We start from the raw sequence: 22,464 nt of genomic DNA, 5'->3' as shown, positions 1-22,464 counted from the left end.
CTTCTCTGTAGTTTGCAAAAGACCAAAAAGTGCACGGCTTTGCAACTTGCGTACAAGTTCGCCAGACGTTTTGAGAGCGAGGGCTGCCTGGGTGATGGCGCCGATCCGGTTCGGGTTGATGGTGACGTATAGCAGGGTGCCTGCGTAGTTTCACCTCGGCCATGGCCCAATACCTGTATGTGCGTCTGGCCGAGTGGATGGCGTCTTTTCGCATGGTGTCAGGACCTCCTCCAGGGCCACCCGGACGCTCTCACCGGCCAGCTCCAGGCGGCTGAGCCGCCGCACCACGGCCAGCACGTGAGTGGCGTCGGTGTGCTGCCCGCCACCGGCTTTGAGCAGCCCGGCCTCCGTCAGGCGCGTGAGCATCAGCTGCAGCAGCCGGTCGGTGGCACCGTCCTCGGCCAGTCGGGCTCGGAACTCGGACAGCACCGAGTAGTCGAAGCCCGGGGCCTCCAGCTCCAGTCCCAGCGCGTACTTGATGTCGATCCGGCTGCGGACCGCGTCCGCGGCAGCGCGGTCCGAGAGGGTCTCGGCGAACTGCAGCACGCTGACCATCGCCAACTGCCCCGGCGAGAGCCCCGGTCGGCCATCGACCGAGAACAGGTCCGCGAAATCCTCGTCCCCGAACAGCACATCCAGCCGGTCCCGGATCAGCATCGCGGGTGTGCCCGCGGACACGCCGCCCAGGCCGTCCGCACCGTCCTCGCCGGAATCTGATGACTCTCCCGCCGCAGCGACATCGTTCCCGCCCCTACCTCTGACGCGCCCCCGCTCCGACCAGCCAACCACCACCATTGCCAACCGTCAGCCCCCATCCAACACCACCAACGGAGTCGGACCGTTGGGGAAGTCCCCGGGAGCAGCGGCCGCCGCGCCGCACAAGAAGCCATCCTCGAAGGCACCGAAAAAATCCCCCGCGAACTACTCGACGACATCCACATCGACGGCGCCAACGACGACCCCGCCACCGACGCTTGAGAGGCCCCCCTTCCTGCAACGGTCAGGCCAGGCGCACCGCTGCCAGCACAAGAACGGCCCGGTCACCGGCTATCACCACCCGACGCGGGCGCTTTCTCCAGCACAGCTGGCAGCATCAGGAGCATGCTGCGCTTCACACTGGACACCAACTGCCTGATCGACCTTGAAGAAGACCGGCCGGGTGCCCCTGCAATCCGCGGGCTCCTGGCACGCCATGACGAGGGGTCCGCACGCGTTCAGATCACGGCCACCACAGCCGCCGAGCGACAGCGTGACGGAACCATCCTCCCCGACTTCACCTGCTTCCAGGCGCGGTTGAAAGCGGCAGGCCTCGGCCACCTCGACATCCTCAAACCGGTCGCAGTCCTCGACCTGACCTACCTCGACTGGGCCGAAATCCCGGACGACGGCGCAGAGGAACAGGCCCGACGCATCCACGAGGCGCTCTTCGCCTCACCCTTCGACTACGAGAATGCCGTTCCCCGGCACCTCGAAGGGCTTGAGCAAGCACGAGCCGAGCACAAGTGGCGCAACCGCCGCCTGGACGGGGGAGTAACTTAACGGCCCTGTCTCGCTTTCGGTGGTGACGGAGAGTGCTGTTATCCGAGGAGGATGCGGTGGCGTAGGAGGGTGAAGCCTGCTCGTCCGTGCATCTGGCGTGCGATCCGCTTGGTCTTGGTGTTGACGCCCTCGGTCGGGCCGTTGCTGTATGGGAGCGTGAGCGCGGCGATCACGGCGTCATGGTCTCGCTCCAGGCCCCGGGTGAAGGCATGCAGATGGGGCAGATCGGCTTCGCGGACCTGGATGATCCAGCGCGCGAGCGCGTCAGCGTTTGCGGCGCGAGGCGTCAGGAGCTGGGCGAAGGCCCCGACGCGGGTGGCCAGTTGGGTCATCTCGGGGCAGGCGGCTGTGAGCCGGGCCAGGAGGTCGTGATGTTCGGACTTGAGATTATCCGGCCTGGTCAGCAGCATCCGGGCGAGTCTGCGCGCCGAGATGTGGCTGCGGTCGGCGTCCGCACGGCCCTGGTTGATGTACTTGTGCAGGAGGTTCAGGCAACCCGTGAAGCCGAGGGCCTTGATCTCTTCGAAGAGGTGTTTGACGGGCACGGCGGGGTCCTCGGCCCGGCGTTTGCGCAGGTGCTCGCGGTAGGGATCGACAAGGCTGGCGCGGTACTTGGGGACGCGGAGCATCCGCTCGGGCCGGTCGGCTCGCGCGTAGCGTTTGACGGTGTTCAGGGACAGTTGCAGACGGCGGGCGCACTCAAGCAGGCTCACCCCCTGGTCGAGCAGGCCGTGGACCTGGTGCCAGCGTTCCAGGGTGGTTTGTGCCCGGGGAGGGGCGCGTCCAGCACGGTGGCCCAGCAGCGGCTGTGTGCCTTGACCTCGCTCAGGGCGGCTTCGCACAGGTTGTGCCACAAATGCCACCTGTCAGCGACCTGGATCGCGTCGGGCAGGGCGCGGCGGATGGCCTCGGCGTAGGTCGCGGAGCCGTCGCGGCACACGACCTCGACGCCCGGATGCTCGCGCAGCCACGCCTCCAGGGTGTCGGCCGTGCGGTCGGGCAGCACGTCGATCCGCTCGTGGGTCTCGGCGTCGATCACCACGGTGGCATAGCGGTGCCGCCGACTTATCTTGAGCCGCCCGAAGGGCGTCCTTGATGTTGTGCACGGTGTCGTGAGCCTCGGTGTTCTCCGTGGTGGACGTGGTTATCTGCGGCCGTCCAGCACACGGAACTCCGGGAGGGAACATGCTGGTTCAGCGTGTCGTGTCGCCGATGACGCGGCAGGAATCGTGGACGGTCTTGGGTGACGACGACGTACCGGTAGCGCCGATCGAGCGGTACCTGTCGTACCTGACGGACATCGAGCGGTCGCCGAACACGGTGAAGGCGTACGCGCACGATCTCAAGGACTACTTCGGCTTCCTGGCCCAACATGATCTGGATTGGCGCGAGGTACGGCTGGAGGACCTCGGCGAGTTCGTGGCCTGGCTGCGCCGCCCACCCCGCGCCCGTGGCGGCAACGTGACGGTGTTGCCGTCGGTCGAGGCACACTGCGCGGAGTCGACGGTGAACCGGAAGCTCTCGGCGCTCTCCGCGTTCTACCAGCACGCCGCCCGACGCGGTGACGACCTGGGCGAACTGCTGATCACCTGGCAGCCGGCCCGACGGCATCGCGGCTCATGGAAACCGTTCTTGCACCATGTCAGCAAGGGCGGTCCGGTTGCTCGCCGCACGATCAGCCTGAAGGCCCCCAAGAAGCTGCCCCGGGTGCTGACGGCAGCGGAGGCCCAGGCCGTGCTGGATGCGTGCACCCGGCTGCGCGACCGGTTTCTGTTCGCGGTGCTGCACGAAAGCGGGGTGCGGATCGGCGAGGCGCTCGGCCTGCGCCATGAGGACATCGGTGCCGCGGAACGCGAACTGTCCGTCGTCCCACGCCTCAACGACAACGGCGCCCGCACCAAGTCCCGTCAGCCTCGCCAGATCCCCGTCAGCGCCGAGCTGGTCCGGTTGTATGCCGACTACCTGCACGGCGAGTACGGGGACCTCGACTCCGACTACGTCTTCGTCAACCTCTTCGCCCATCCGCAGGGCCGCCCCTTGTCCTACGCCGCCGTCTACGACCTGGTCCGGCGAGTACGCCGCACCACCGGGATCGACTTCGACCCACACTGGTTCCGGCACGGGGCAGCGACCCGGATGCTGCGCGACGGGGTGCCCATCGAGGTGGTCTCCAAGATCCTCGGGCACGCCGACATCACCACCACGCTCGACGTCTACGGACACCTGACCGTCGAGGACGCCCGCCGCACGCTGGAGGAAGCCGGCTGGTTCACCGGACGGGAGGTCGTCCTGTGACTGGAAGTCGGAGCGATGCCTCGGGCGCCGAGCCCGTGTCCTGGAACTATCCGGGCGGACTTCGGGAGAAGCTGATGGCGGTGGTCCGTCCCGAATCGCGGGCCGACGTCTGGTTCATCGAACCGTCCGACCCGGTCTTCGGCGGTGTCGCCTGCCAGGTCGGCGCCTGTCGGCGGGCGGCCCGGCTGCACGATCTGTGTGAGGGGCACTACCAGCGCTGGAACAACCAAGGCCGCCCGGACAAGGGCGAGTTCGCCGCGGCGACGTCCGCCTCTCTGCGCGGGCACGGTGCTCTGCCGGCCTGCCGGTTCGAGGGCTGCGGATACGGCAGGAACAGCACCGGCCTCTGCGTCGCACACGTACGCCAGTGGCACCGGGCGGGCCGCCCCGAGGTCACAGCCTGGCTCTCCTCCCGGCGACCGGTGACCACGCCGGCGCCGCACGGCCAGTGCCGGATTGCAGGCTGCGAGCTGTGGTCCACCGCCTACGCTCCACTGTGTGTGTCGCACTCGGAACGGTGGCGGGTGGCAGGCCGCCCGGACATCGAGGAGTTCACGACGGCCCTCGAGTCCGCCCCGCACCACTGCGAAATGATCGCGTTCCTCTGTCTGCCGCCGCGGATGCGGCTGGAGATGCAGTACGTCCTGCAACAGCGGCGCGACGAACAGCAAGCACGTCTCACCCCCAAACTGGCCCGGCACTCGATCAACGTCCTCGCCGCCACCGGCATGAACTCCCTGCTGGAGTGGCCCGAACAGCTCTGGCGCGAGCGGCTGCGGACGGCCCCCGGCGCCCGCAAGGCATCCAGCGCCTTCCTCTCCTACGCCCGACGAGAGGTGGAGAACCTGTACTACGGCGCCGGCTGGGACGTTGAATACCCCCGAGACGTCTGGCGCCTGCGCAACCTCGGCATCACCGGCACCCTGGCCCACCTGCACTTCACCGCGATCGAACAGCCCTGGATCAAAGACCTCGCCAAACGCTGGACGCGATGGCGCCTGACCTGCGGACTCAGCCTCGCCACCATCGGGGCCGGACTCGCGGCCGTCACCCGCTTCGCTTCCTTCCTCGCCCGCCCCGAACTGGGCATCCCCGGCCTGGCGAAGGTCAACCGCGCGGTGCTGGAACGCTACCTTGCCGAACTGCACGGCCTGGGCGGCAGCACACACCACCACCAGCGGATCATCGGCCAGCTCGGCATCTTCCTCACCGACATCCGCCGTCACCACTGGGACACAACCCTGCCCACGGACGCCGTGCTGTTCACAGAGGACGTCCCGCGCGAGACCAAGCGCCTGCCGAGAGCCCTGGCCGAGCACGTCATGGCCCAGGTCGAGGACCCCGCGAACCTCGACCGCTGGCAGGACCCTGCCTACCGGCTGATCACCCTCATCCTGATGCGCTGCGGACTCCGCCTCAAGGACGCCACCCGGCTGCCCTTCGACTGCCTCGCGCACGACGCCGACGGCGCCCCCTACCTGCGCTACCTCAACCACAAGATGAACCGCGAGGCGCTCGTCCCGATCGACGAGGAACTCCAGCAGGACATCCGCGACCAGCAGCAACGGCTCCTCGAACGCTGGCCGTCCGGCATCCCGGTGCTCTTCCCCAGGAAGCTGAAGAACGTCCACGGCACCGAGCCGATGAACGGCGGCACCTACCGTCAAGTTCTCACGCCCTGGCTGGAACGCTGCGACGTCCGCGACGAGCACGGCCGCCCCGTCCACCTCACCCCGCACCAGTGGCGCCACACCCTGGGCACCAGACTCATCAACCGTGACGTCCCACAGGAAGTCGTGCGCAAGATTCTCGATCACGACTCGCACGAGATGACCGCTCACTATGCCCGGCTGCACGACACCACCGTCCGCCGTCACTGGGAGAAGGCACGCAAGGTCAACATCAACGGCGAGAGAGTCACGCTCGACCCTGATGGCCCGCTCGCCGAGGCCGCCTGGGCCAAACAGCGCGTCGGTCGCGCCACCCAGGCCCTGCCCAACGGTTACTGCGGACTGCCGGTGATCAAGACCTGTCCACATGCGAACGCCTGCCTGACCTGCCCGATGTTCATCACGACCCCAGAGTTCCTGCCCCAGCACCGGCGGCAACGCGAGGAGGTTCTCCAGATCGTCACCGCCGCCGAGGCACGCGGCCAGCAGCGGCTCGTCGAGATGAACGAGAAGGTCCTCGGCAACCTCGACCGCATCATCACCGCACTCGATCAGGACAACGACCCCACGGGGGAGGTGGTCTCCGATGCGGGCTGATAACAGCTCCCACCTCGCGGTCTCGGCTCGTCGGCGCCACGAGCTGACCCGCGCCAAGACCATCAGAACCCTGCGGGAACTCGACATCGCCGGCGCCCCGGTGACCTTCGAAGCGGTCGCACGAGCCGCGGACGTCTCCCGCTCCTGGCTCTACACCCAGCCCGACCTCCGAGCCGAGATCGAACGCCTGCGAGCCCTTGACCGTCGCCCACTGCCGACGCAGGCGCCCGCACGGCAACGCGGCAGCGAAGCCTCGCTGGCCCAACGACTGGAGATCGCCCTGACCCGCAACCACGACCTCACCAAGGACAACCAGCGGCTCCGCCGCCAACTCGCCTACGCACTCGGGCAACTGAGAGCCGCCGGCCTCCCCGTCCTCGAAGAACCGACCACACCACGACACATTTCCGTCACGATCGGACCCTGCTGACGCCACCCACGAACTCCAGCTCTGTCTCGTGAACGACACCGTCCTCGACGAGACAGAGCAGGTCACAGCCCTGCACGAGTGATCGGCTCAAGATAAAGCGTCGCAGAGCGAAGTCGTCGACGCCGATCACGCGGGGCACCCGCCCAGCGGGCAGCGGGATGCGCAACAGGGCGCGCAGGGCCGTGTGACGCGATAGGCCCATCGCGAGTACCGCCAGCAAGCGTGCCCCCGCCCGGCCCGCTAACTCCTTGACCACGGCCTTGACTTGACTGGCCAGACGGGTTGTGCGGCGCTGGTATCGCTCCAGGACTCCGGGCACCTACTCGCGGAAGGTGTGCCGGCAGCCGCGCGTGGGACACACCAGGCGCCGCACCCGTACACGGACCACCACCCGGCGGCCGTCCACCGGTACATCGGCCACCGTCCGCCAGTGATAGCCGTGCACACGCCCTGACGACGCCCTGCACACCGGGCAGACCGCGGTGTCCTGCGGAGTCCGTGCCCGCACCACGATCCGCTCACCCTCGTCGACCGCATCCTCGATGACCAGCGGGGGCAGCCCTGAGAACACCATCTGCACAAGCTCGTTGACATCCTTCACGCGGATATCAACGGCCCCTCACGACTCTCCGTCACCACCGAAAGCGAGACAGGGCCGTTCTATTTACAGTCCCCATTCGCCGCCCGGGTCTGCTGCAGGTTTGGGTGACAGGTTCGATCACGCGGCCTGGAGGGCCGGTGTGGTCATGACGGTCTCGTATTCGATGGGGGTCATCCGGCCCAGCGAGGTCTGTCTGCGGCGTCGGTGGTAGGTCCTCTTGATCCAGGTCACGATCGCGATCCGCAATTCCTCTCGGGTGGTCCAGCTCCGGCGGTCGAGGACGTTCTTCTGCAGCAGGCTGAAGAAGGACTCCATGGCCGCGTTGTCGCCGCAGAGGTACAACTTACCTTCGGCGGTGGCGTGTTCGGTGATGTCGGCGAGCCACAGCCGGTTCGGGCCGGTGGCGGTGAAGTTGCGGCTCACGAGATCACCGTGCACCGGCGGGCCGGCCTTCCTGCCCCGGCCACGCTTCTTCCCGAAGACACTCCACCAGCGGTTGTCCCGGCAGATCCGCCACGCGGTGCGCTCGGCCATGCCGGCCCCGGCACCACGTGCCTCATCGGCCAGGAACCGGTAGCCGAACTCCGGGTCGTCGCGGTGGGCGTCGAACAGCGCGTTCGCGCGATATGCCTCCTCCAGGACAGCGTCGGCAACCGGCTTGCCGAGCCAGCGGTAGTACGGCTGTCTCGCGAGCTTCAGCACCCGGCACGTCACCGTGACGGGCACCCCGTCCACGGCCAGCTCCTTCACGAGCGGGTAGATCTTTTCCCGGCAAATGCGCCTGCGACAGATAGGCCGCAGCCCGGCGCAGGACCTCGTTCTCCTGCTCCAGCAGCTTGATCCGCCGACGTGCTTCCTGCAGTTGTGCGCTCTCCTGGCTGGTCGTTCCGGGCTTTGCCCCGCCGTCGATGTCCGCCCGGCGCATCCATTTCCACAACGTCATCGGGTGGACCCCGAAGTCGGTGGCCACCTGCTCGACCGTCACACCCGGGTCACGGTTCCTCGCGACCCGCACGACGTCTTGGCGGAACTCTTCCGGATAGGGCTTGGGCACAGCGACATCCTTCCCACCTGCCCCACAGGGCAAGCCAGTTCAGATGTCACCCGATCGTGCAGCAGACCCGCTGTACACATGAGCTGGTCATGGGTGAGGACTGTTCCTTGTCCGGATAGGGAGAGGCCAGGTCACGACGGGGAAGGCATCAACTGGCCGCCGGAAAGCCAGAGTCGAGCGAGTGCTCCTTCAATCGATGCCGTTCCTCGGGGAGAACAGGGAGCATTGCGTTGCCTTTGTCATCCCCTGGGGTGACGATGAAGCCAACCATGCCAAGCGGAGACGGCCATGTCTCGGATCCCGTGACGAGCCTTCCAGTCAAGCTTGGCGGAAATCAGATCTGCCGAGGCAACAAGACGAGCAGGGTCGCCGGGCCGGCGCTGGACCACGACGGGGGGCAACTCGTGGTGGCGGCTGACTTCGGTGACGAGTTCGACCATGTCGAGTACCGAAGTGCCTTCACCGCGCCCTACATTGAGGGTGATGTTCTGGGGCGTTGGCAGTGCGGCAAGGTAGTGAGCAGCTTCCACGTGGGCCTCGGACAAGTCCTCGACGTGGATGTAGTCCCGGATGCAGGTTCCGTCGGGAGTGGGGTAGTCGTTCCCAAAGATGTGAGGTCGCTCGCCCGCGGTGAATCTCTCGAACACCATGGGGATGAGGTTGAAGACACCGCTATCCGAGAGCTCGGGCATCGCTGCTCCCGCGACGTTGAAGTAACGCAGACACGCAGTTGCCATGCCGTACTTTGCTCCGACGGCCCGCACCATCCACTCGCCGACCAGCTTGGTCTCGCCGTACGGGCTGATAGGGGCACAAGGCATGTCCTCGGTGACGACGTCGACGTCGGGCATCCCGTAGACGGCGGCAGACGACGAGAAGACGAAGTTCTTTACTCCCGCCTCGACCGTGGCTTCGAGTAGGGTCTGGAGCCCCGTCACGTTCTCGCGGTAGTAATAGAGCGGCCGTGCCACCGACTCCCCGACCTGCTTCTTCCCTGCCACATGGATCACTCCCGTGACCCTGTGCTCCGAGAACACACGGTCAAGGAAAGCCCGGTCAAGTACGGAACCGATGGCGAGCGGCGTGTCCTCGGGGACGGTCGACGCGTCACCTGTGGAAAGGTCGTCCAGTACGACGGCCTGCTCGCCGGCCCGTCGCAAGGCGCGCACTACGTGCGCGCCGATGTAGCCGGCTCCTCCGGTGATCAAGTACGTCATGCCTGGTTTCCCGTCCACATCTCGCGCTTCTCGCCGGCCGCGAGGATCTCGCGGCTGTTCGGCCCCTCGTGGAGGAGAAGGTCGAGTGCGCTCACGTCGGAGGGCACATCACCTGGGATCCGGCCATAGGGCGGGTTCGAGTAGGTTGCGAGCTCTACCTCCACTCCTGTGGCGCGGAACTTCTCGGGGGCGAGGTAGCTCGCGGCGCCGATGCCGATCCGAACACTCGACGCCTGGACGGCCTGACAGACTTCAAGGACCATGTCGCCTTTGTCCGTCTGGGGGTTCAGCGTGCTGGACCGCACGACGGGGATGTCGATGCCAAAACCTGTGAGGAGGAGATGGATCAAGGCTTCATTGAGGTCCACCAGCAGCTCCCACGGCCGGTCATAGATCTCCTTGAGCCTGTCCTTCCACTCCGGCCAGTACGGGGCGCGCGCATAACTCTGGCAGAGGGTGCGCCAGTGACGCGCACGCCAGCGGTCATCGGCTATCTGTGTCTCGGCGATAGTCGTGCTGAGGCTGCTGCGCACGGGGACGGTGAGGAGGATCTTCTCGCCTCTGGCATCCCGAACATGGTTGCGGTTCTGCCAGTAGTTCTTCCGGTACTGGACATGGTCGAGCATGACGTACTGCGAGGCGCCGAGCAGACGGGAGAAGAACCCGGACCAGGGCAGGTAGGCGGGCTGGTGCGGGATGACGATGTTGGGGCACATTTTAATCACGTTCCTCCGCCGACCAGGGCGAAGCTGGGTTCCTAAAAAATGGGGGCGACGGCACGCGCAGGGCTCACGCCTATGTCGACCACGAATCGCCGGGGGTAGAACGCCTCGGCAAATTGAGTCTTGGCGGCGAACCCCCTGACGCGCATGAGCGCACGGATGCTCTCCAGGTCGACTTGACGACTGCCTGTGGTCTGTGAACCGTGGGCCTCCAGGGCGTTCAGTTTCGCTTCGGCGTATGGTGTGACGCCGACGTACAGACGAGGCTCGAAGTCCAGCGACGTCGGTGACTCATAGTGGAGTACCTGAGGAACGTGTCTGGCAGCAGACACCGATACCTCGGCGGTGGCACGGTGGTCTTGGTGCGAATCATGGGGATAGTGGGTGTACACGATGTCAGCACCGACCTCCTCGATCGCGTCTTCGACGATCGTGATGGCCTCATGGCCGCTGGCCAGCATGCCGTCCGGGTAGCCGATCCACCGTATTTCCGCGCCGAGTCGACGCGCCGCCTCGATCTGCTCCGCGCGCCGTACCTCAGCCTTGAGCCCGGGCCCCTTCGCACCGTCCGTCATGACCAGCATGACGACTCGGTCACCCGCGATGACATGAGCACGTAGCGTTCCGCCACAGCCCAATTCAATGTCGTCAGGATGGGCGCCCACGGCAACGACGGATTTCCTGCGGGGAGTTTGTGATGCTACCCCTCCAGGAGGGGCAGGGGGCATGAGATCAACCACTACTGGTCGTTCCTTTCACGAGCGTTACTTCTCTGACGGACCAGGGGTCACTTCGACATGTCGACCGCGTTCAGTGACAACTCGCTGTCGACACTGAAGAACGGCCTGACCCGGGAGCGGCCACGAGGAGTCGACTCGAGCACCGTGAACGGGTAGTCGTGCACCGACTTCTTATGTATGTAGTCGCCTGTGAACCGGCCAATGCGTATAGGAGTGGCCCCTTCGGCAGGCGTGACGTACACGTCCCAGATGTCATGTTCGGTAACCCGACGCTGCGCCACGGTGGAGCAGGGGATGCTGAATCGGAACCGTGTGTCCGAGAGCGCGCTCAGTGGTACCCGAAAGCTGAGCTCCTCGTGCGCTCGGCCGGCGGCCAGCACTTCGGCAGAATCCGACAGCGTCGCCCCCCAGAGTTCGGCTTCTACGCTGATCTCTCCCCGGGCATTGCCTACACTCACCGCTTCAGCGTGGACCTCCCGCCTCCAACTGCGGATCGAGAGTGCTCTGTCCTCATCGACGAGAGGGATGTGCACTTGGAGAGCGGGGCCGTCAAGGCTGGGACCAGTGGCGTCCATGAGGTAACGGTTGTCACCGGTCCCGGTCCGCAATCGTCTGCACAAAAGGCCGTCCGCAGACGCCATGAAGAGGTCCCATTCCCCCTCGGGCAGCGCGGACCTTGGTATCACCGCTGTGAGCGAGCCATCGGGATCGTCATCCAGGTTGGTCTGCTGAAAGGCGAAGGACAGCTCGGACTGAGAATCCTCCCTGGAGGCACAGAGTAGCCGCAACCCACTGAATGAAGTAGCGGAATTCAGCCGAAAGACAAGGTCACCGTGAGGCATCGCCCACCAATCCACCGTGGTCGGGAGGTTCCGCGCCTCTTGGAGCTCTCTGAAGAAGGACTCGTACTGATCCGCCACCACCTGCGGTGAGAACCGAGCGGAGTTGCGCTCGGCCGCACGGCCCATGGCCTGACGGCGTTCCGCGTCGTTGACGAGGGTGAGGATCCCGTCAGCGAGCCCGTCCGCGTCACCCACCGGAACCAGTAGGCCGTCGACGCCATGGGTAATGGTCTCTCGCGGCCCGTAGTCGCAATCGGTGCTCACGACGGGCAACCCGGCACGCATGGCCTCGATGATGGCCATCGGCAGAGCCTCTCTGACGGAAGAGAAGGCCATGATAGACGCCTTGGCCCACTCCATCTCCAAGCGCCGTGTAGCCCCCATGAGCAGGACATTGTCACAAAGCCCGAGTTCACCGACGAGCGTTTTGAGTTCGCCTCTCAGAGGGCCGCGTCCGAAGATGCGGAGCTGCCAGTCGGGCCGCTGCCCCACGACCGTGGCGAAGGACCTGATCAAACTGGCGAACTGCTTGTCCTTGACAAGGCGACCAGCCGCAATGACCGTCTTATGGCTGCAGTCCGACGGGGCGACCAAAGGATCCGGAACGCAGTTCGGGATCGCCGTGACGCGAAGACCGGGGGTAACCCATTCGCGACGCACGTTTTCAGCTTCCTCCGCGTTCACGTGGATCACTCCATCGAGGCGCTCATAAGCCTCGATCAGTTTTCTACGGTACGACGCATTAAAAGAATTTCGGGACTGGTGCATTACGGCAACTTTAAGGAAATCTCCTTGGATTTTCGACAGGGCTATCGCAGTTCCAGGATGTGCTGTGACCACCACATCGGGGTTCGCGTCAGCCAGGTAGTCCATCATGCGGATTTCCAGGAGCCGGTTGAAATCATCGCTAAAGGGCCCATCCTCGGGAAAGATGAGCGGGGGTGCGTGGAACAGAGGGTCATGGGCGGCGAAGTGACGGGACGTCTCACGCAGGTCCACAAAATCGACGGTTCCCACCTCGGGGATAACAGGAAGGTCCGCAGTATCCCGATCACGCACCAGGGAGGCGATTTCCACCATGTTTCTGTCAGCCAGGGCGGCCGCAATATTTACGGTACTCCTGATGGCGCCGCCTATGCCGTATCGATTGTGAACCAGGAAAGAGATATTCATGGGTTTGGGCTTTTCCTATGGCGAAGTTGCCGGACCTATTTATGCCGATGGCGTCAAATGCTACGGGGTGGAATCGGGAATTTTGCGTAGCCGCTGCGGCTGCAGAAGCCCATGCCGAACTGTGCTGGCTTCGGTGTCGCGCGCTCCAGTGCCTAGGCGGCGTAGTGGCTTTCCGCCCCGTCGATCTGCGCCTGTTTGGTCGTGCGCACCTCGATGGGTTCCTTGCAGGCAAGGGGTTTTTCTTTGCGATGCATCATCGGCATGCCGTAATTCCTGGCCCTCTGACGCCCCGATCGCCAGCCTCCTGTCGATCCCCTCGCACTCCGCAGCGAAATCGCCTCATTCGCCCAGAAGCTGCTACCGAAGCTACGTCACAGTCGTTCTGCTTCCCCGCGGCAAAAGGGTGTCGCTCTGCGTCTTAGGGGGGCTGCTCGTGAACGGATTTGGGGGTACGGATCCCTATTTGATGAGTTCTTGGGTGTCCATAGTAGATTTTTGCACCCAACCCGCCTTGCAGGTCGACGAAAGTTGCCCACCTCATCTACTAAACTGATTTAATGAGATGCCATATGATGCAGACTCCGCCAAGCGGGTGCTCTATGCTGGACTCCGCCCTTCCGGATAGGCGTGCTCGCGTGAGTGAGACGCATATATCGGAGACGGCTGCGGTCGACGGGCAGTTCCCGGCTGAGCAGGGCAACGCTCCGGTCAAGCAGCTGATGGATTCCGCGGACGCGGCCGGTGCCCCGCTGGCCGGTGAGGGCGGGCTGCTCCAGCAGTTGTCCAAGGCTCGGCTCGAGCGGGCCCTGCAGACCGAGATGGCCGAGCATCTGGTCCATGAGAAGGGCGAGCCAGCCGGCCGCGGCAGGGCAACTTGCGTAAGAAGCTGTTGTCTTTCCGGATGTGATCGCTGAGTTTCTGCTGGTCAGGCATGGTCTCCGCGTTGTTGCGGGAGGGTTCGGACGATCAGTTCGTTCTCGGCGATGCGGAGGTGAGCGGTGGCGTCGGTGATGGGGCTGCTGGAGGAGCGGGAGACGGCTGCCCGGGTGCGGGCGGAGGAGCTTCGAGCGGAGGCCGAGCGTGTTCTTGCTGAACTCGCCGAGGCGGAGGCAGTGCTGGAACGCCGGGTGATCGCACGAGTGGAGGTCGCCGAGGCCCTGGCGCCTGTGCCCGGGGCGGCGGACGCGCCGGGCGAGGGTCCGCGGCAGGCCGTGGCCGGGGTGTCCCCGCAAGCGAAGACAACCCCGGTCACGGGATCGGTCGTGCCCAGGTGGCACCCGGGGATGCCCGTGGAGGCGCTTGCGGCGGACTACCGCCGGATCATCGAGCTGGTGGAGGACGAAGGGGGCGGCGGCGAGGGGGTGTTGGCGAGGGAACTGGCGGCCCGGCTGGGGCTCGAGGCGGTGCCGGCGAAGGTCGAGGGCGTGCGCTCGAAGGCGAAGCGCCTGGCCGAGCGGGGCTGGCTGGAGGCGTTGCCGACCGGACGGTTCACGCCGCGGCAGCCCACCGGGACCGATCGGGCTGCGGATGCGGAGCCCTCCGGGCGAGGCGGCGGCTCATGAGCATGGCCAGCGAGAAGCAGATGAACGCCTCGCTGGACGCGGGCAGCGTCTCGAAGTCCCGCACCAGACGACGCGTTCGCATCAACCACCCTAGTGTGCGCTCCACCACCCACCGTCTCGGCAGCACCACGAACCCGGTCATGTCGTCACTGCGCTTGACGATCTCAAGCGTGAGCTGGAGTTTCTCCCGCGTCCAGGTGACGAGCCGTCCGCGGTAGCCGCCGTCCGCCCACACCAGGGTGATCTTCCTGAACCGCTCCCGCAGCCGGGGCAGCAGCACCCGGGCGGCCTGGCGGTCGGTGACGTTGCCCGCGGTCACCAGCACCACCAGCAGCAGGCCGAGACAGTCCGTGATGACGTGCCGGCGCCTGCCGTTGATCTTCTTCCCGCCGTCATAGCCGCGCGTGGCGGCGGGCACCGAGGCCGCGGCCTTGACCGACTGTGAGTCGATGATGGCCGCAGTCGGCTCCGCCCCGCGGCCCTCGGCCAGCCGCAGACGTCCGCGCAGCCGGTCGTGCAACTCCTTGACCAGCCCTCTCTCACGCCACCTGCGGAAGAAGGCATACACACGGTCCCACGCAGGGAAGTCGACAGGCATCGCACGCCACTTGATCCCGTTGTCGGTCACATAGCGGACGGCATCGAGCATCTGCCGGTGGCAGTAGCCCTCCGGCCGGCCGCCCCGGCCCTCCAGCCAGGCCGGGACCGGCATCGCCTCCCGCACCACCTGCCACTCCGCGTCCGTCATGTCGGAGGGATACCGCCGCACCCGGCCGGGGCAGTCGGCCGCATTCCCGAACCGGTGCGCGAGACAATCGCACACCGGGACAGGCAAGTTGGACGGGACCGGGACCGGCACGCAAGACTGGGACAACAGGGCCTCCCTGCACTCGAGCTGGCTTCGCAACCCTCGTGCTGCACCGGAGGTCCTGCTTTCATGCCCCCACCCCGCCAAGACCACCCGGCCAGAGATCCCGTTCGATCAGAACCGTCCCCGTGATCGATAGGACAACGGCTTCTAAGATGGAGTGATCCACGTGAACGCGGAGGAAGCTGAAAACGTGCGTCGCGAATGGGTTACCCCCGGTCTTCGCGTCACGGCGATCCCGAACTGCGTTCCGGATCCTTTGGTCGCCCCGTCGGACTGCAGCCATAAGACGGTCATTGCGGCTGGTCGCCTTGTCAAGGACAAGCAGTTCGCCAGTTTGATCAGGTCCTTCGCCACGGTCGTGGGGCAGCGGCCCGACTGGCAGCTCCGCATCTTCGGACGCGGCCCTCTGAGAGGCGAACTCAAAACGCTCGTCGGTGAACTCGGGCTTTGTGACAATGTCCTGCTCATGGGGGCTACACGGCGCTTGGAGATGGAGTGGGCCAAGGCGTCTATCATGGCCTTCTCTTCCGTCAGAGAGGCTCTGCCGATGGCCATCATCGAGGCCATGCGTGCCGGGTTGCCCGTCGTGAGCACCGATTGCGACTACGGGCCGCGAGAGACCATTACCCATGGCGTCGACGGCCTACTGGTTCCGGTGGGTGACGCGGACGGGCTCGCTGACGGGATCCTCACCCTCGTCAACGACGCGGAACGCCGTCAGGCCATGGGCCGTGCGGCCGAGCGCAACTCCGCTCGGTTCTCACCGCAGGTGGTGGCGGATCAGTACGAGTCCTTCTTCAGAGAGCTCCAAGAGGCGCGGAACCTCCCGACCACGGTGGATTGGTGGGCGATGCCTCACGGTGACCTTGTCTTTCGGCTGAATTCCGCTACTTCATTCAGTGGGTTGCGGCTACTCTGTGCCTCCAGGGAGGATTCTCAGTCCGAGCTGTCCTTCGCCTTTCAGCAGACCAACCTGGATGACGATCCCGATGGCTCGCTCACAGCGGTGATACCAAGGTCCGCGCTGCCCGAGGGGGAATGGGACCTCTTCATGGCGTCTGCGGACGGCCTTTTGTGCAGACGATTGCGGACCGGGACCGGTGACAACCGTTACCTCATGGACGCCACTGGTCCCAGCCTTGACGGCCCCGCTCTCCAAGTGCACATCCCTCTCGTCGATGAGGACAGAGCACTCTCGATCCGCAGTTGGAGGCGGGAGGTCCACGCTGAAGCGGTGAGTGTAGGCAATGCCCGGGGAGAGATCAGCGTAGAAGCCGAACTCTGGGGGGCGACGCTGTCGGATTCTGCCGAAGTGCTGGCCGCCGGCCGAGCGCACGAGGAGCTCAGCTTTCGGGTACCACTGAGCGCGCTCTCGGACACACGGTTCCGATTCAGCATCCCCTGCTCCACCGTGGCGCAGCGTCGGGTTACCGAACATGACATCTGGGACGTGTACGTCACGCCTGCCGAAGGGGCCACTCCTATACGCATTGGCCGGTTCACAGGCGACTACATACATAAGAAGTCGGTGCACGACTACCCGTTCACGGTGCTCGAGTCGACTCCTCGTGGCCGCTCCCGGGTCAGGCCGTTCTTCAGTGTCGACAGCGAGTTGTCACTGAACGCGGTCGACATGTCGAAGTGACCCCTGGTCCGTCAGAGAAGTAACGCTCGTGAAAGGAACGACCAGTAGTGGTTGATCTCATGCCCCCTGCCCCTCCTGGAGGGGTAGCATCACAAACTCCCCGCAGGAAATCCGTCGTTGCCGTGGGCGCCCATCCTGACGACATTGAATTGGGCTGTGGCGGAACGCTACGTGCTCATGTCATCGCGGGTGACCGAGTCGTCATGCTGGTCATGACGGACGGTGCGAAGGGGCCCGGGCTCAAGGCTGAGGTACGGCGCGCGGAGCAGATCGAGGCGGCGCGTCGACTCGGCGCGGAAATACGGTGGATCGGCTACCCGGACGGCATGCTGGCCAGCGGCCATGAGGCCATCACGATCGTCGAAGACGCGATCGAGGAGGTCGGTGCTGACATCGTGTACACCCACTATCCCCATGATTCGCACCAAGACCACCGTGCCACCGCCGAGGTATCGGTGTCTGCTGCCAGACACGTTCCTCAGGTACTCCACTATGAGTCACCGACGTCGCTGGACTTCGAGCCTCGTCTGTACGTCGGCGTCACACCATACGCCGAAGCGAAACTGAACGCCCTGGAGGCCCACGGTTCACAGACCACAGGCAGTCGTCAAGTCGACCTGGAGAGCATCCGTGCGCTCATGCGCGTCAGGGGGTTCGCCGCCAAGACTCAATTTGCCGAGGCGTTCTACCCCCGGCGATTCGTGGTCGACATAGGCGTGAGCCCTGCGCGTGCCGTCGCCCCCATTTTTTAGGAACCCAGCTTCGCCCTGGTCGGCGGAGGAACGTGATTAAAATGTGCCCCAACATCGTCATCCCGCACCAGCCCGCCTACCTGCCCTGGTCCGGGTTCTTCTCCCGTCTGCTCGGCGCCTCGCAGTACGTCATGCTCGACCATGTCCAGTACCGGAAGAACTACTGGCAGAACCGCAACCATGTTCGGGATGCCAGAGGCGAGAAGATCCTCCTCACCGTCCCGTGCGCAGCAGCCTCAGCACGACTATCGCCGAGACACAGATAGCCGATGACCGCTGGCGTGCGCGTCACTGGCGCACCCTCTGCCAGAGTTATGCGCGCGCCCCGTACTGGCCGGAGTGGAAGGACAGGCTCAAGGAGATCTATGACCGGCCGTGGGAGCTGCTGGTGGACCTCAATGAAGCCTTGATCCATCTCCTCCTCACAGGTTTTGGCATCGACATCCCCGTCGTGCGGTCCAGCACGCTGAACCCCCAGACGGACAAAGGCGACATGGTCCTTGAAGTCTGTCAGGCCGTCCAGGCGTCGAGTGTTCGGATCGGCATCGGCGCCGCGAGCTACCTCGCCCCCGAGAAGTTCCGCGCCACAGGAGTGGAGGTAGAGCTCGCAACCTACTCGAACCCGCCCTATGGCCGGATCCCAGGTGATGTGCCCTCCGACGTGAGCGCACTCGACCTTCTCCTCCACGAGGGGCCGAACAGCCGCGAGATCCTCGCGGCCGGCGAGAAGCGCGAGATGTGGACGGGAAACCAGGCATGACGTACTTGATCACCGGAGGAGCCGGCTACATCGGCGCGCACGTAGTGCGCGCCTTGCGACGGGCCGGCGAGCAGGCCGTCGTACTGGACGACCTTTCCACAGGTGACGCGTCGACCGTCCCCGAGGACACGCCGCTCGCCATCGGTTCCGTACTTGACCGGGCTTTCCTTGACCGTGTGTTCTCGGAGCACAGGGTCACGGGAGTGATCCATGTGGCAGGGAAGAAGCAGGTCGGGGAGTCGGTGGCACGGCCGCTCTATTACTACCGCGAGAACGTGACGGGGCTCCAGACCCTACTCGAAGCCACGGTCGAGGCGGGAGTAAAGAACTTCGTCTTCTCGTCGTCTGCCGCCGTCTACGGGATGCCCGACGTCGACGTCGTCACCGAGGACATGCCTTGTGCCCCTATCAGCCCGTACGGCGAGACCAAGCTGGTCGGCGAGTGGATGGTGCGGGCCGTCGGAGCAAAGTACGGCATGGCAACTGCGTGTCTGCGTTACTTCAACGTCGCGGGAGCAGCGATGCCCGAGCTCTCGGATAGCGGTGTCTTCAACCTCATCCCCATGGTGTTCGAGAGATTCACCGCGGGCGAGCGACCTCACATCTTTGGGAACGACTACCCCACTCCCGACGGAACCTGCATCCGGGACTACATCCACGTCGAGGACTTGTCCGAGGCCCACGTGGAAGCTGCTCACTACCTTGCCGCACTGCCAACGCCCCAGAACATCACCCTCAATGTAGGGCGCGGTGAAGGCACTTCGGTACTCGACATGGTCGAACTCGTCACCGAAGTCAGCCGCCACCACGAGTTGCCCCCCGTCGTGGTCCAGCGCCGGCCCGGCGACCCTGCTCGTCTTGTTGCCTCGGCAGATCTGATTTCCGCCAAGCTTGACTGGAAGGCTCGTCACGGGATCCGAGACATGGCCGTCTCCGCTTGGCATGGTTGGCTTCATCGTCACCCCAGGGGATGACAAAGGCAACGCAATGCTCCCTGTTCTCCCCGAGGAACGGCATCGATTGAAGGAGCACTCGCTCGACTCTGGCTTTCCGGCGGCCAGTTGATGCCTTCCCCGTCGTGACCTGGCCTCTCCCTATCCGGACAAGGAACAGTCCTCACCCATGACCAGCTCATGTGTACAGCGGGTCTGCTGCACGATCGGGTGACATCTGAACTGGCTTGCCCTGTGGGGCAGGTGGGAAGGATGTCGCTGTGCCCAAGCCCTATCCGGAAGAGTTCCGCCAAGACGTCGTGCGGGTCGCGAGGAACCGTGACCCGGGTGTGACGGTCGAGCAGGTGGCCACCGACTTCGGGGTCCACCCGATGACGTTGTGGAAATGGATGCGCCGGGCGGACATCGACGGCGGGGCAAAGCCGGAACGACCAGCCAGGAGAGCGCACAACTGCAGGAAGCACGTCGGCGGATCAAGCTGCTGGAGCAGGAGAACGAGGTCCTGCGCCGGGCTGCGGCCTATCTGTCGCAGGCGCATTTGCCGGGAAAAGGATCTACCCGCTCGTGAAGGAGCTGGCCGTGGACGGGGTGCCCGTCACGGTGACGTGCCGGGTGCTGAAGCTCGCGAGACAGCCGTACTACCGCTGGCTCGGCAAGCCGGTTGCCGACGCTGTCCTGGAGGAGGCATATCGCGCGAACGCGCTGTTCGACGCCCACCGCGACGACCCGGAGTTCGGCTACCGGTTCCTGGCCGATGAGGCACGTGGTGCCGGGGCCGGCATGGCCGAGCGCACCGCGTGGCGGATCTGCCGGGACAACCGCTGGTGGAGTGTCTTCGGGAAGAAGCGTGGCCGGGGCAGGAAGGCCGGCCCGCCGGTGCACGGTGATCTCGTGAGCCGCAACTTCACCGCCACCGGCCCGAACCGGCTGTGGCTCGCCGACATCACCGAACACGCCACCGCCGAAGGTAAGTTGTACCTCTGCGGCGACAACGCGGCCATGGAGTCCTTCTTCAGCCTGCTGCAGAAGAACGTCCTCGACCGCCGGAGCTGGACCACCCGAGAGGAATTGCGGATCGCGATCGTGACCTGGATCAAGAGGACCTACCACCGACGCCGCAGACAGACCTCGCTGGGCCGGATGACCCCCATCGAATACGAGACCGTCATGACCACACCGGCCCTCCAGGCCGCGTGATCGAACCTGTCACCCAAACCTGCAGCAGACCCGGGCGGCGAATGGGGACTGTAAATAGAACGGCCCTGTCTCGCTTTCGGTGGTGACGGAGAGTCGTGAGGGGCCGTTGATATCCGCGTGAAGGATGTCAACGAGCTTGTGCAGATGGTGTTCTCAGGGCTGCCCCCGCTGGTCATCGAGGATGCGGTCGACGAGGGTGAGCGGATCGTGGTGCGGGCACGGACTCCGCAGGACACCGCGGTCTGCCCGGTGTGCAGGGCGTCGTCAGGGCGTGTGCACGGCTATCACTGGCGGACGGTGGCCGATGTACCGGTGGACGGCCGCCGGGTGGTGGTCCGTGTACGGGTGCGGCGCCTGGTGTGTCCCACGCGCGGCTGCCGGCACACCTTCCGCGAGTAGGTGCCCGGAGTCCTGGAGCGATACCAGCGCCGCACAACCCGTCTGGCCAGTCAAGTCAAGGCCGTGGTCAAGGAGTTAGCGGGCCGGGCGGGGGCACGCTTGCTGGCGGTACTCGCGATGGGCCTATCGCGTCACACGGCCCTGCGCGCCCTGTTGCGCATCCCGCTGCCCGCTGGGCGGGTGCCCCGCGTGATCGGCGTCGACGACTTCGCTCTGCGACGCTTTATCTTGAGCCGATCACTCGTGCAGGGCTGTGACCTGCTCTGTCTCGTCGAGGACGGTGTCGTTCACGAGACAGAGCTGGAGTTCGTGGGTGGCGTCAGCAGGGTCCGATCGTGACGGAAATGTGTCGTGGTGTGGTCGGTTCTTCGAGGACGGGGAGGCCGGCGGCTCTCAGTTGCCCGAGTGCGTAGGCGAGTTGGCGGCGGAGCCGCTGGTTGTCCTTGGTGAGGTCGTGGTTGCGGGTCAGGGCGATCTCCAGTCGTTGGGCCAGCGAGGCTTCGCTGCCGCGTTGCCGTGCGGGCGCCTGCGTCGGCAGTGGGCGACGGTCAAGGGCTCGCAGGCGTTCGATCTCGGCTCGGAGGTCGGGCTGGGTGTAGAGCCAGGAGCGGGAGACGTCCGCGGCTCGTGCGACCGCTTCGAAGTCACCGGGGCGCCGGCGATGTCGAGTTCCCGCAGGGTTCTGATGGTCTTGGCGCGGGTCAGCTCGTGGCGCCGACGAGCCGAGACCGCGAGGTGGGAGCTGTTATCAGCCCGCATCGGAGACCACCTCCCCCGTGGGGTCGTTGTCCTGATCGAGTGCGGTGATGATGCGGTCGAGGTTGCCGAGGACCTTCTCGTTCATCTCGACGAGCCGCTGCTGGCCGCGTGCCTCGGCGGCGGTGACGATCTGGAGAACCTCCTCGCGTTGCCGCCGGTGCTGGGGCAGGAACTCTGGGGTCGTGATGAACATCGGGCAGGTCAGGCAGGCGTTCGCATGTGGACAGGTCTTGATCACCGGCAGTCCGCAGTAACCGTTGGGCAGGGCCTGGGTGGCGCGACCGACGCGCTGTTTGGCCCAGGCGGCCTCGGCGAGCGGGCCATCAGGGTCGAGCGTGACTCTCTCGCCGTTGATGTTGACCTTGCGTGCCTTCTCCCAGTGACGGCGGACGGTGGTGTCGTGCAGCCGGGCATAGTGAGCGGTCATCTCGTGCGAGTCGTGATCGAGAATCTTGCGCACGACTTCCTGTGGGACGTCACGGTTGATGAGTCTGGTGCCCAGGGTGTGGCGCCACTGGTGCGGGGTGAGGTGGACGGGGCGGCCGTGCTCGTCGCGGACGTCGCAGCGTTCCAGCCAGGGCGTGAGAACTTGACGGTAGGTGCCGCCGTTCATCGGCTCGGTGCCGTGGACGTTCTTCAGCTTCCTGGGGAAGAGCACCGGGATGCCGGACGGCCAGCGTTCGAGG

General features: G+C 65.4%; 16 protein-coding genes and 6 pseudogenes. 12 read left to right on the top strand and 10 right to left on the bottom strand.

The features are described 5' to 3' along the window. Positions 1 to 150: 150 nt before the first annotated feature. On the bottom strand, positions 151 to 678 hold the full coding sequence (locus ACMATS_RS00110; RefSeq protein WP_414166354.1) for a transposase: 528 nt from the start codon (positions 676 to 678) through the stop codon (positions 151 to 153). Positions 679 to 1,101: 423 nt separating this feature from the next. Here ACMATS_RS00110 and ACMATS_RS00105 point away from each other — a divergent pair, with 423 nt between their 5' ends. Further along, a complete protein-coding gene (locus ACMATS_RS00105) occupies positions 1,102 to 1,539 on the top strand; it encodes a hypothetical protein (RefSeq protein ID WP_414166353.1) in 438 nt (145 codons plus the stop codon). 38 nt (positions 1,540 to 1,577) lie between these two features. Here the strand turns inward: ACMATS_RS00105 and ACMATS_RS00100 are convergent. Then, positions 1,578 to 2,608, bottom strand: a pseudogene (locus ACMATS_RS00100) (ISL3 family transposase); the annotation flags it as partial. Between the two features lie 116 nt (positions 2,609 to 2,724). On the opposite strand from ACMATS_RS00100, the gene ACMATS_RS00095 reads away from it, so the two are divergent. From ACMATS_RS00095 to ACMATS_RS00085, 3 genes are read left to right on the top strand one after another with little or no spacing between them, the layout of a single operon-like run. Next, positions 2,725 to 3,834 (top strand): site-specific integrase, encoded by a 1,110-nt coding sequence (locus ACMATS_RS00095; RefSeq protein WP_414166352.1) that lies wholly within the window; start codon positions 2,725 to 2,727, stop codon positions 3,832 to 3,834. Beyond that, the gene (locus ACMATS_RS00090; RefSeq protein WP_414166351.1) at positions 3,831 to 6,101 is read left to right on the top strand and encodes a tyrosine-type recombinase/integrase; all 2,271 of its coding nucleotides are present in this window, start codon (positions 3,831 to 3,833) and stop codon (positions 6,099 to 6,101) included. The genes ACMATS_RS00095 and ACMATS_RS00090 overlap by 4 nt, the downstream gene beginning before the upstream one ends. Next, positions 6,091 to 6,531, top strand: a complete 441-nt coding sequence (locus ACMATS_RS00085) for a DUF6262 family protein (RefSeq protein WP_414166350.1) — start codon at positions 6,091 to 6,093, stop codon at positions 6,529 to 6,531. Before ACMATS_RS00090 ends, ACMATS_RS00085 begins: the two co-directional genes overlap by 11 nt. A gap of 97 nt (positions 6,532 to 6,628) precedes the next feature. On the opposite strand, the pseudogene ACMATS_RS00080 reads toward ACMATS_RS00085, so the two are convergent. The 6 genes and pseudogenes from ACMATS_RS00080 to ACMATS_RS00055 form a co-directional block, all read right to left on the bottom strand. After that, positions 6,629 to 7,105 (bottom strand): annotated as a pseudogene (locus ACMATS_RS00080) (transposase family protein); the annotation flags it as partial. 144 nt (positions 7,106 to 7,249) lie between these two features. Then, positions 7,250 to 8,186: pseudogene (locus ACMATS_RS00075) on the bottom strand (transposase). A gap of 239 nt (positions 8,187 to 8,425) precedes the next feature. Next, positions 8,426 to 9,403 (bottom strand): UDP-glucose 4-epimerase GalE, encoded by a 978-nt coding sequence (gene galE, locus ACMATS_RS00070; protein WP_414166343.1) that lies wholly within the window; start codon positions 9,401 to 9,403, stop codon positions 8,426 to 8,428. Then, a complete protein-coding gene (locus ACMATS_RS00065; protein ID WP_414166349.1) occupies positions 9,400 to 10,119 on the bottom strand; it encodes a WbqC family protein in 720 nt (239 codons plus the stop codon). The genes galE (ACMATS_RS00070) and ACMATS_RS00065 overlap by 4 nt, the downstream gene beginning before the upstream one ends. 41 nt (positions 10,120 to 10,160) lie before the next feature. Further along, complete coding sequence (locus ACMATS_RS00060; RefSeq protein WP_414170619.1) at positions 10,161 to 10,853, bottom strand: PIG-L deacetylase family protein; 693 nt, start codon at positions 10,851 to 10,853, stop codon at positions 10,161 to 10,163. A gap of 59 nt (positions 10,854 to 10,912) precedes the next feature. After that, on the bottom strand, positions 10,913 to 12,880 hold the full coding sequence (locus tag ACMATS_RS00055; protein ID WP_414166348.1) for a glycosyltransferase family 4 protein: 1,968 nt from the start codon (positions 12,878 to 12,880) through the stop codon (positions 10,913 to 10,915). Between the two features lie 635 nt (positions 12,881 to 13,515). Between ACMATS_RS00055 and ACMATS_RS00050 the strand changes: the two genes are divergently transcribed. Together ACMATS_RS00050 and ACMATS_RS00045 are read left to right on the top strand one after the other, a co-directional pair. After that, the gene (locus tag ACMATS_RS00050) at positions 13,516 to 13,794 is read left to right on the top strand and encodes a hypothetical protein (protein WP_414166347.1); all 279 of its coding nucleotides are present in this window, start codon (positions 13,516 to 13,518) and stop codon (positions 13,792 to 13,794) included. An 84-nt stretch (positions 13,795 to 13,878) separates the two neighbouring features. Then, the gene (locus ACMATS_RS00045; RefSeq protein WP_414166346.1) at positions 13,879 to 14,442 is read left to right on the top strand and encodes a hypothetical protein; all 564 of its coding nucleotides are present in this window, start codon (positions 13,879 to 13,881) and stop codon (positions 14,440 to 14,442) included. Here ACMATS_RS00045 and ACMATS_RS00040 read toward each other — a convergent pair. After that, positions 14,369 to 15,190, bottom strand: coding sequence for an IS5 family transposase (locus ACMATS_RS00040; protein WP_414166345.1), 822 nt, complete (start codon positions 15,188 to 15,190; stop codon positions 14,369 to 14,371). The two genes, ACMATS_RS00045 and ACMATS_RS00040, sit on opposite strands and share 74 nt — an antisense overlap. A 289-nt stretch (positions 15,191 to 15,479) precedes the next feature. Here ACMATS_RS00040 and ACMATS_RS00035 point away from each other — a divergent pair, with 289 nt between their 5' ends. From ACMATS_RS00035 to ACMATS_RS00010, 6 genes and pseudogenes are all read left to right on the top strand, one after another. Beyond that, positions 15,480 to 16,958, top strand: coding sequence for a glycosyltransferase (locus ACMATS_RS00035; RefSeq protein ID WP_414166344.1), 1,479 nt, complete (start codon positions 15,480 to 15,482; stop codon positions 16,956 to 16,958). 59 nt (positions 16,959 to 17,017) lie between these two features. After that, on the top strand, positions 17,018 to 17,710 hold the full coding sequence (locus tag ACMATS_RS00030) for a PIG-L deacetylase family protein (RefSeq protein WP_414170619.1): 693 nt from the start codon (positions 17,018 to 17,020) through the stop codon (positions 17,708 to 17,710). Between the two features lie 41 nt (positions 17,711 to 17,751). Beyond that, positions 17,752 to 18,470 (top strand): annotated as a pseudogene (locus ACMATS_RS00025) (WbqC family protein). Beyond that, positions 18,467 to 19,444, top strand: coding sequence for a UDP-glucose 4-epimerase GalE (gene galE / locus ACMATS_RS00020; RefSeq protein ID WP_414166343.1), 978 nt, complete (start codon positions 18,467 to 18,469; stop codon positions 19,442 to 19,444). The pseudogene ACMATS_RS00025 and the gene galE (ACMATS_RS00020) overlap by 4 nt, the downstream one beginning before the upstream one ends. A 239-nt stretch (positions 19,445 to 19,683) precedes the next feature. Then, a pseudogene (locus ACMATS_RS00015) lies at positions 19,684 to 20,620 on the top strand (transposase). Positions 20,621 to 20,764: 144 nt separating this feature from the next. Next, positions 20,765 to 21,241, top strand: a pseudogene (locus ACMATS_RS00010) (transposase family protein); the annotation flags it as partial. A 526-nt stretch (positions 21,242 to 21,767) separates the two neighbouring features. On the opposite strand, the gene ACMATS_RS00005 reads toward ACMATS_RS00010, so the two are convergent. Next, positions 21,768 to 22,464, bottom strand: a 697-nt coding sequence (locus tag ACMATS_RS00005) for a tyrosine-type recombinase/integrase (RefSeq protein WP_414166342.1), incomplete at its 5' end; no start/stop codon positions are given.

Origin of the sequence: Streptoverticillium reticulum, assembly GCF_047456005.1 — a bacterium.
Classification (GTDB): Bacteria; Actinomycetota; Actinomycetes; order Streptomycetales; family Streptomycetaceae; genus Streptomyces; species Streptomyces reticulum.
Note: the sequence above shows the minus strand (reverse complement) of the source record. Positions and strands in the feature narration are given on the sequence as shown.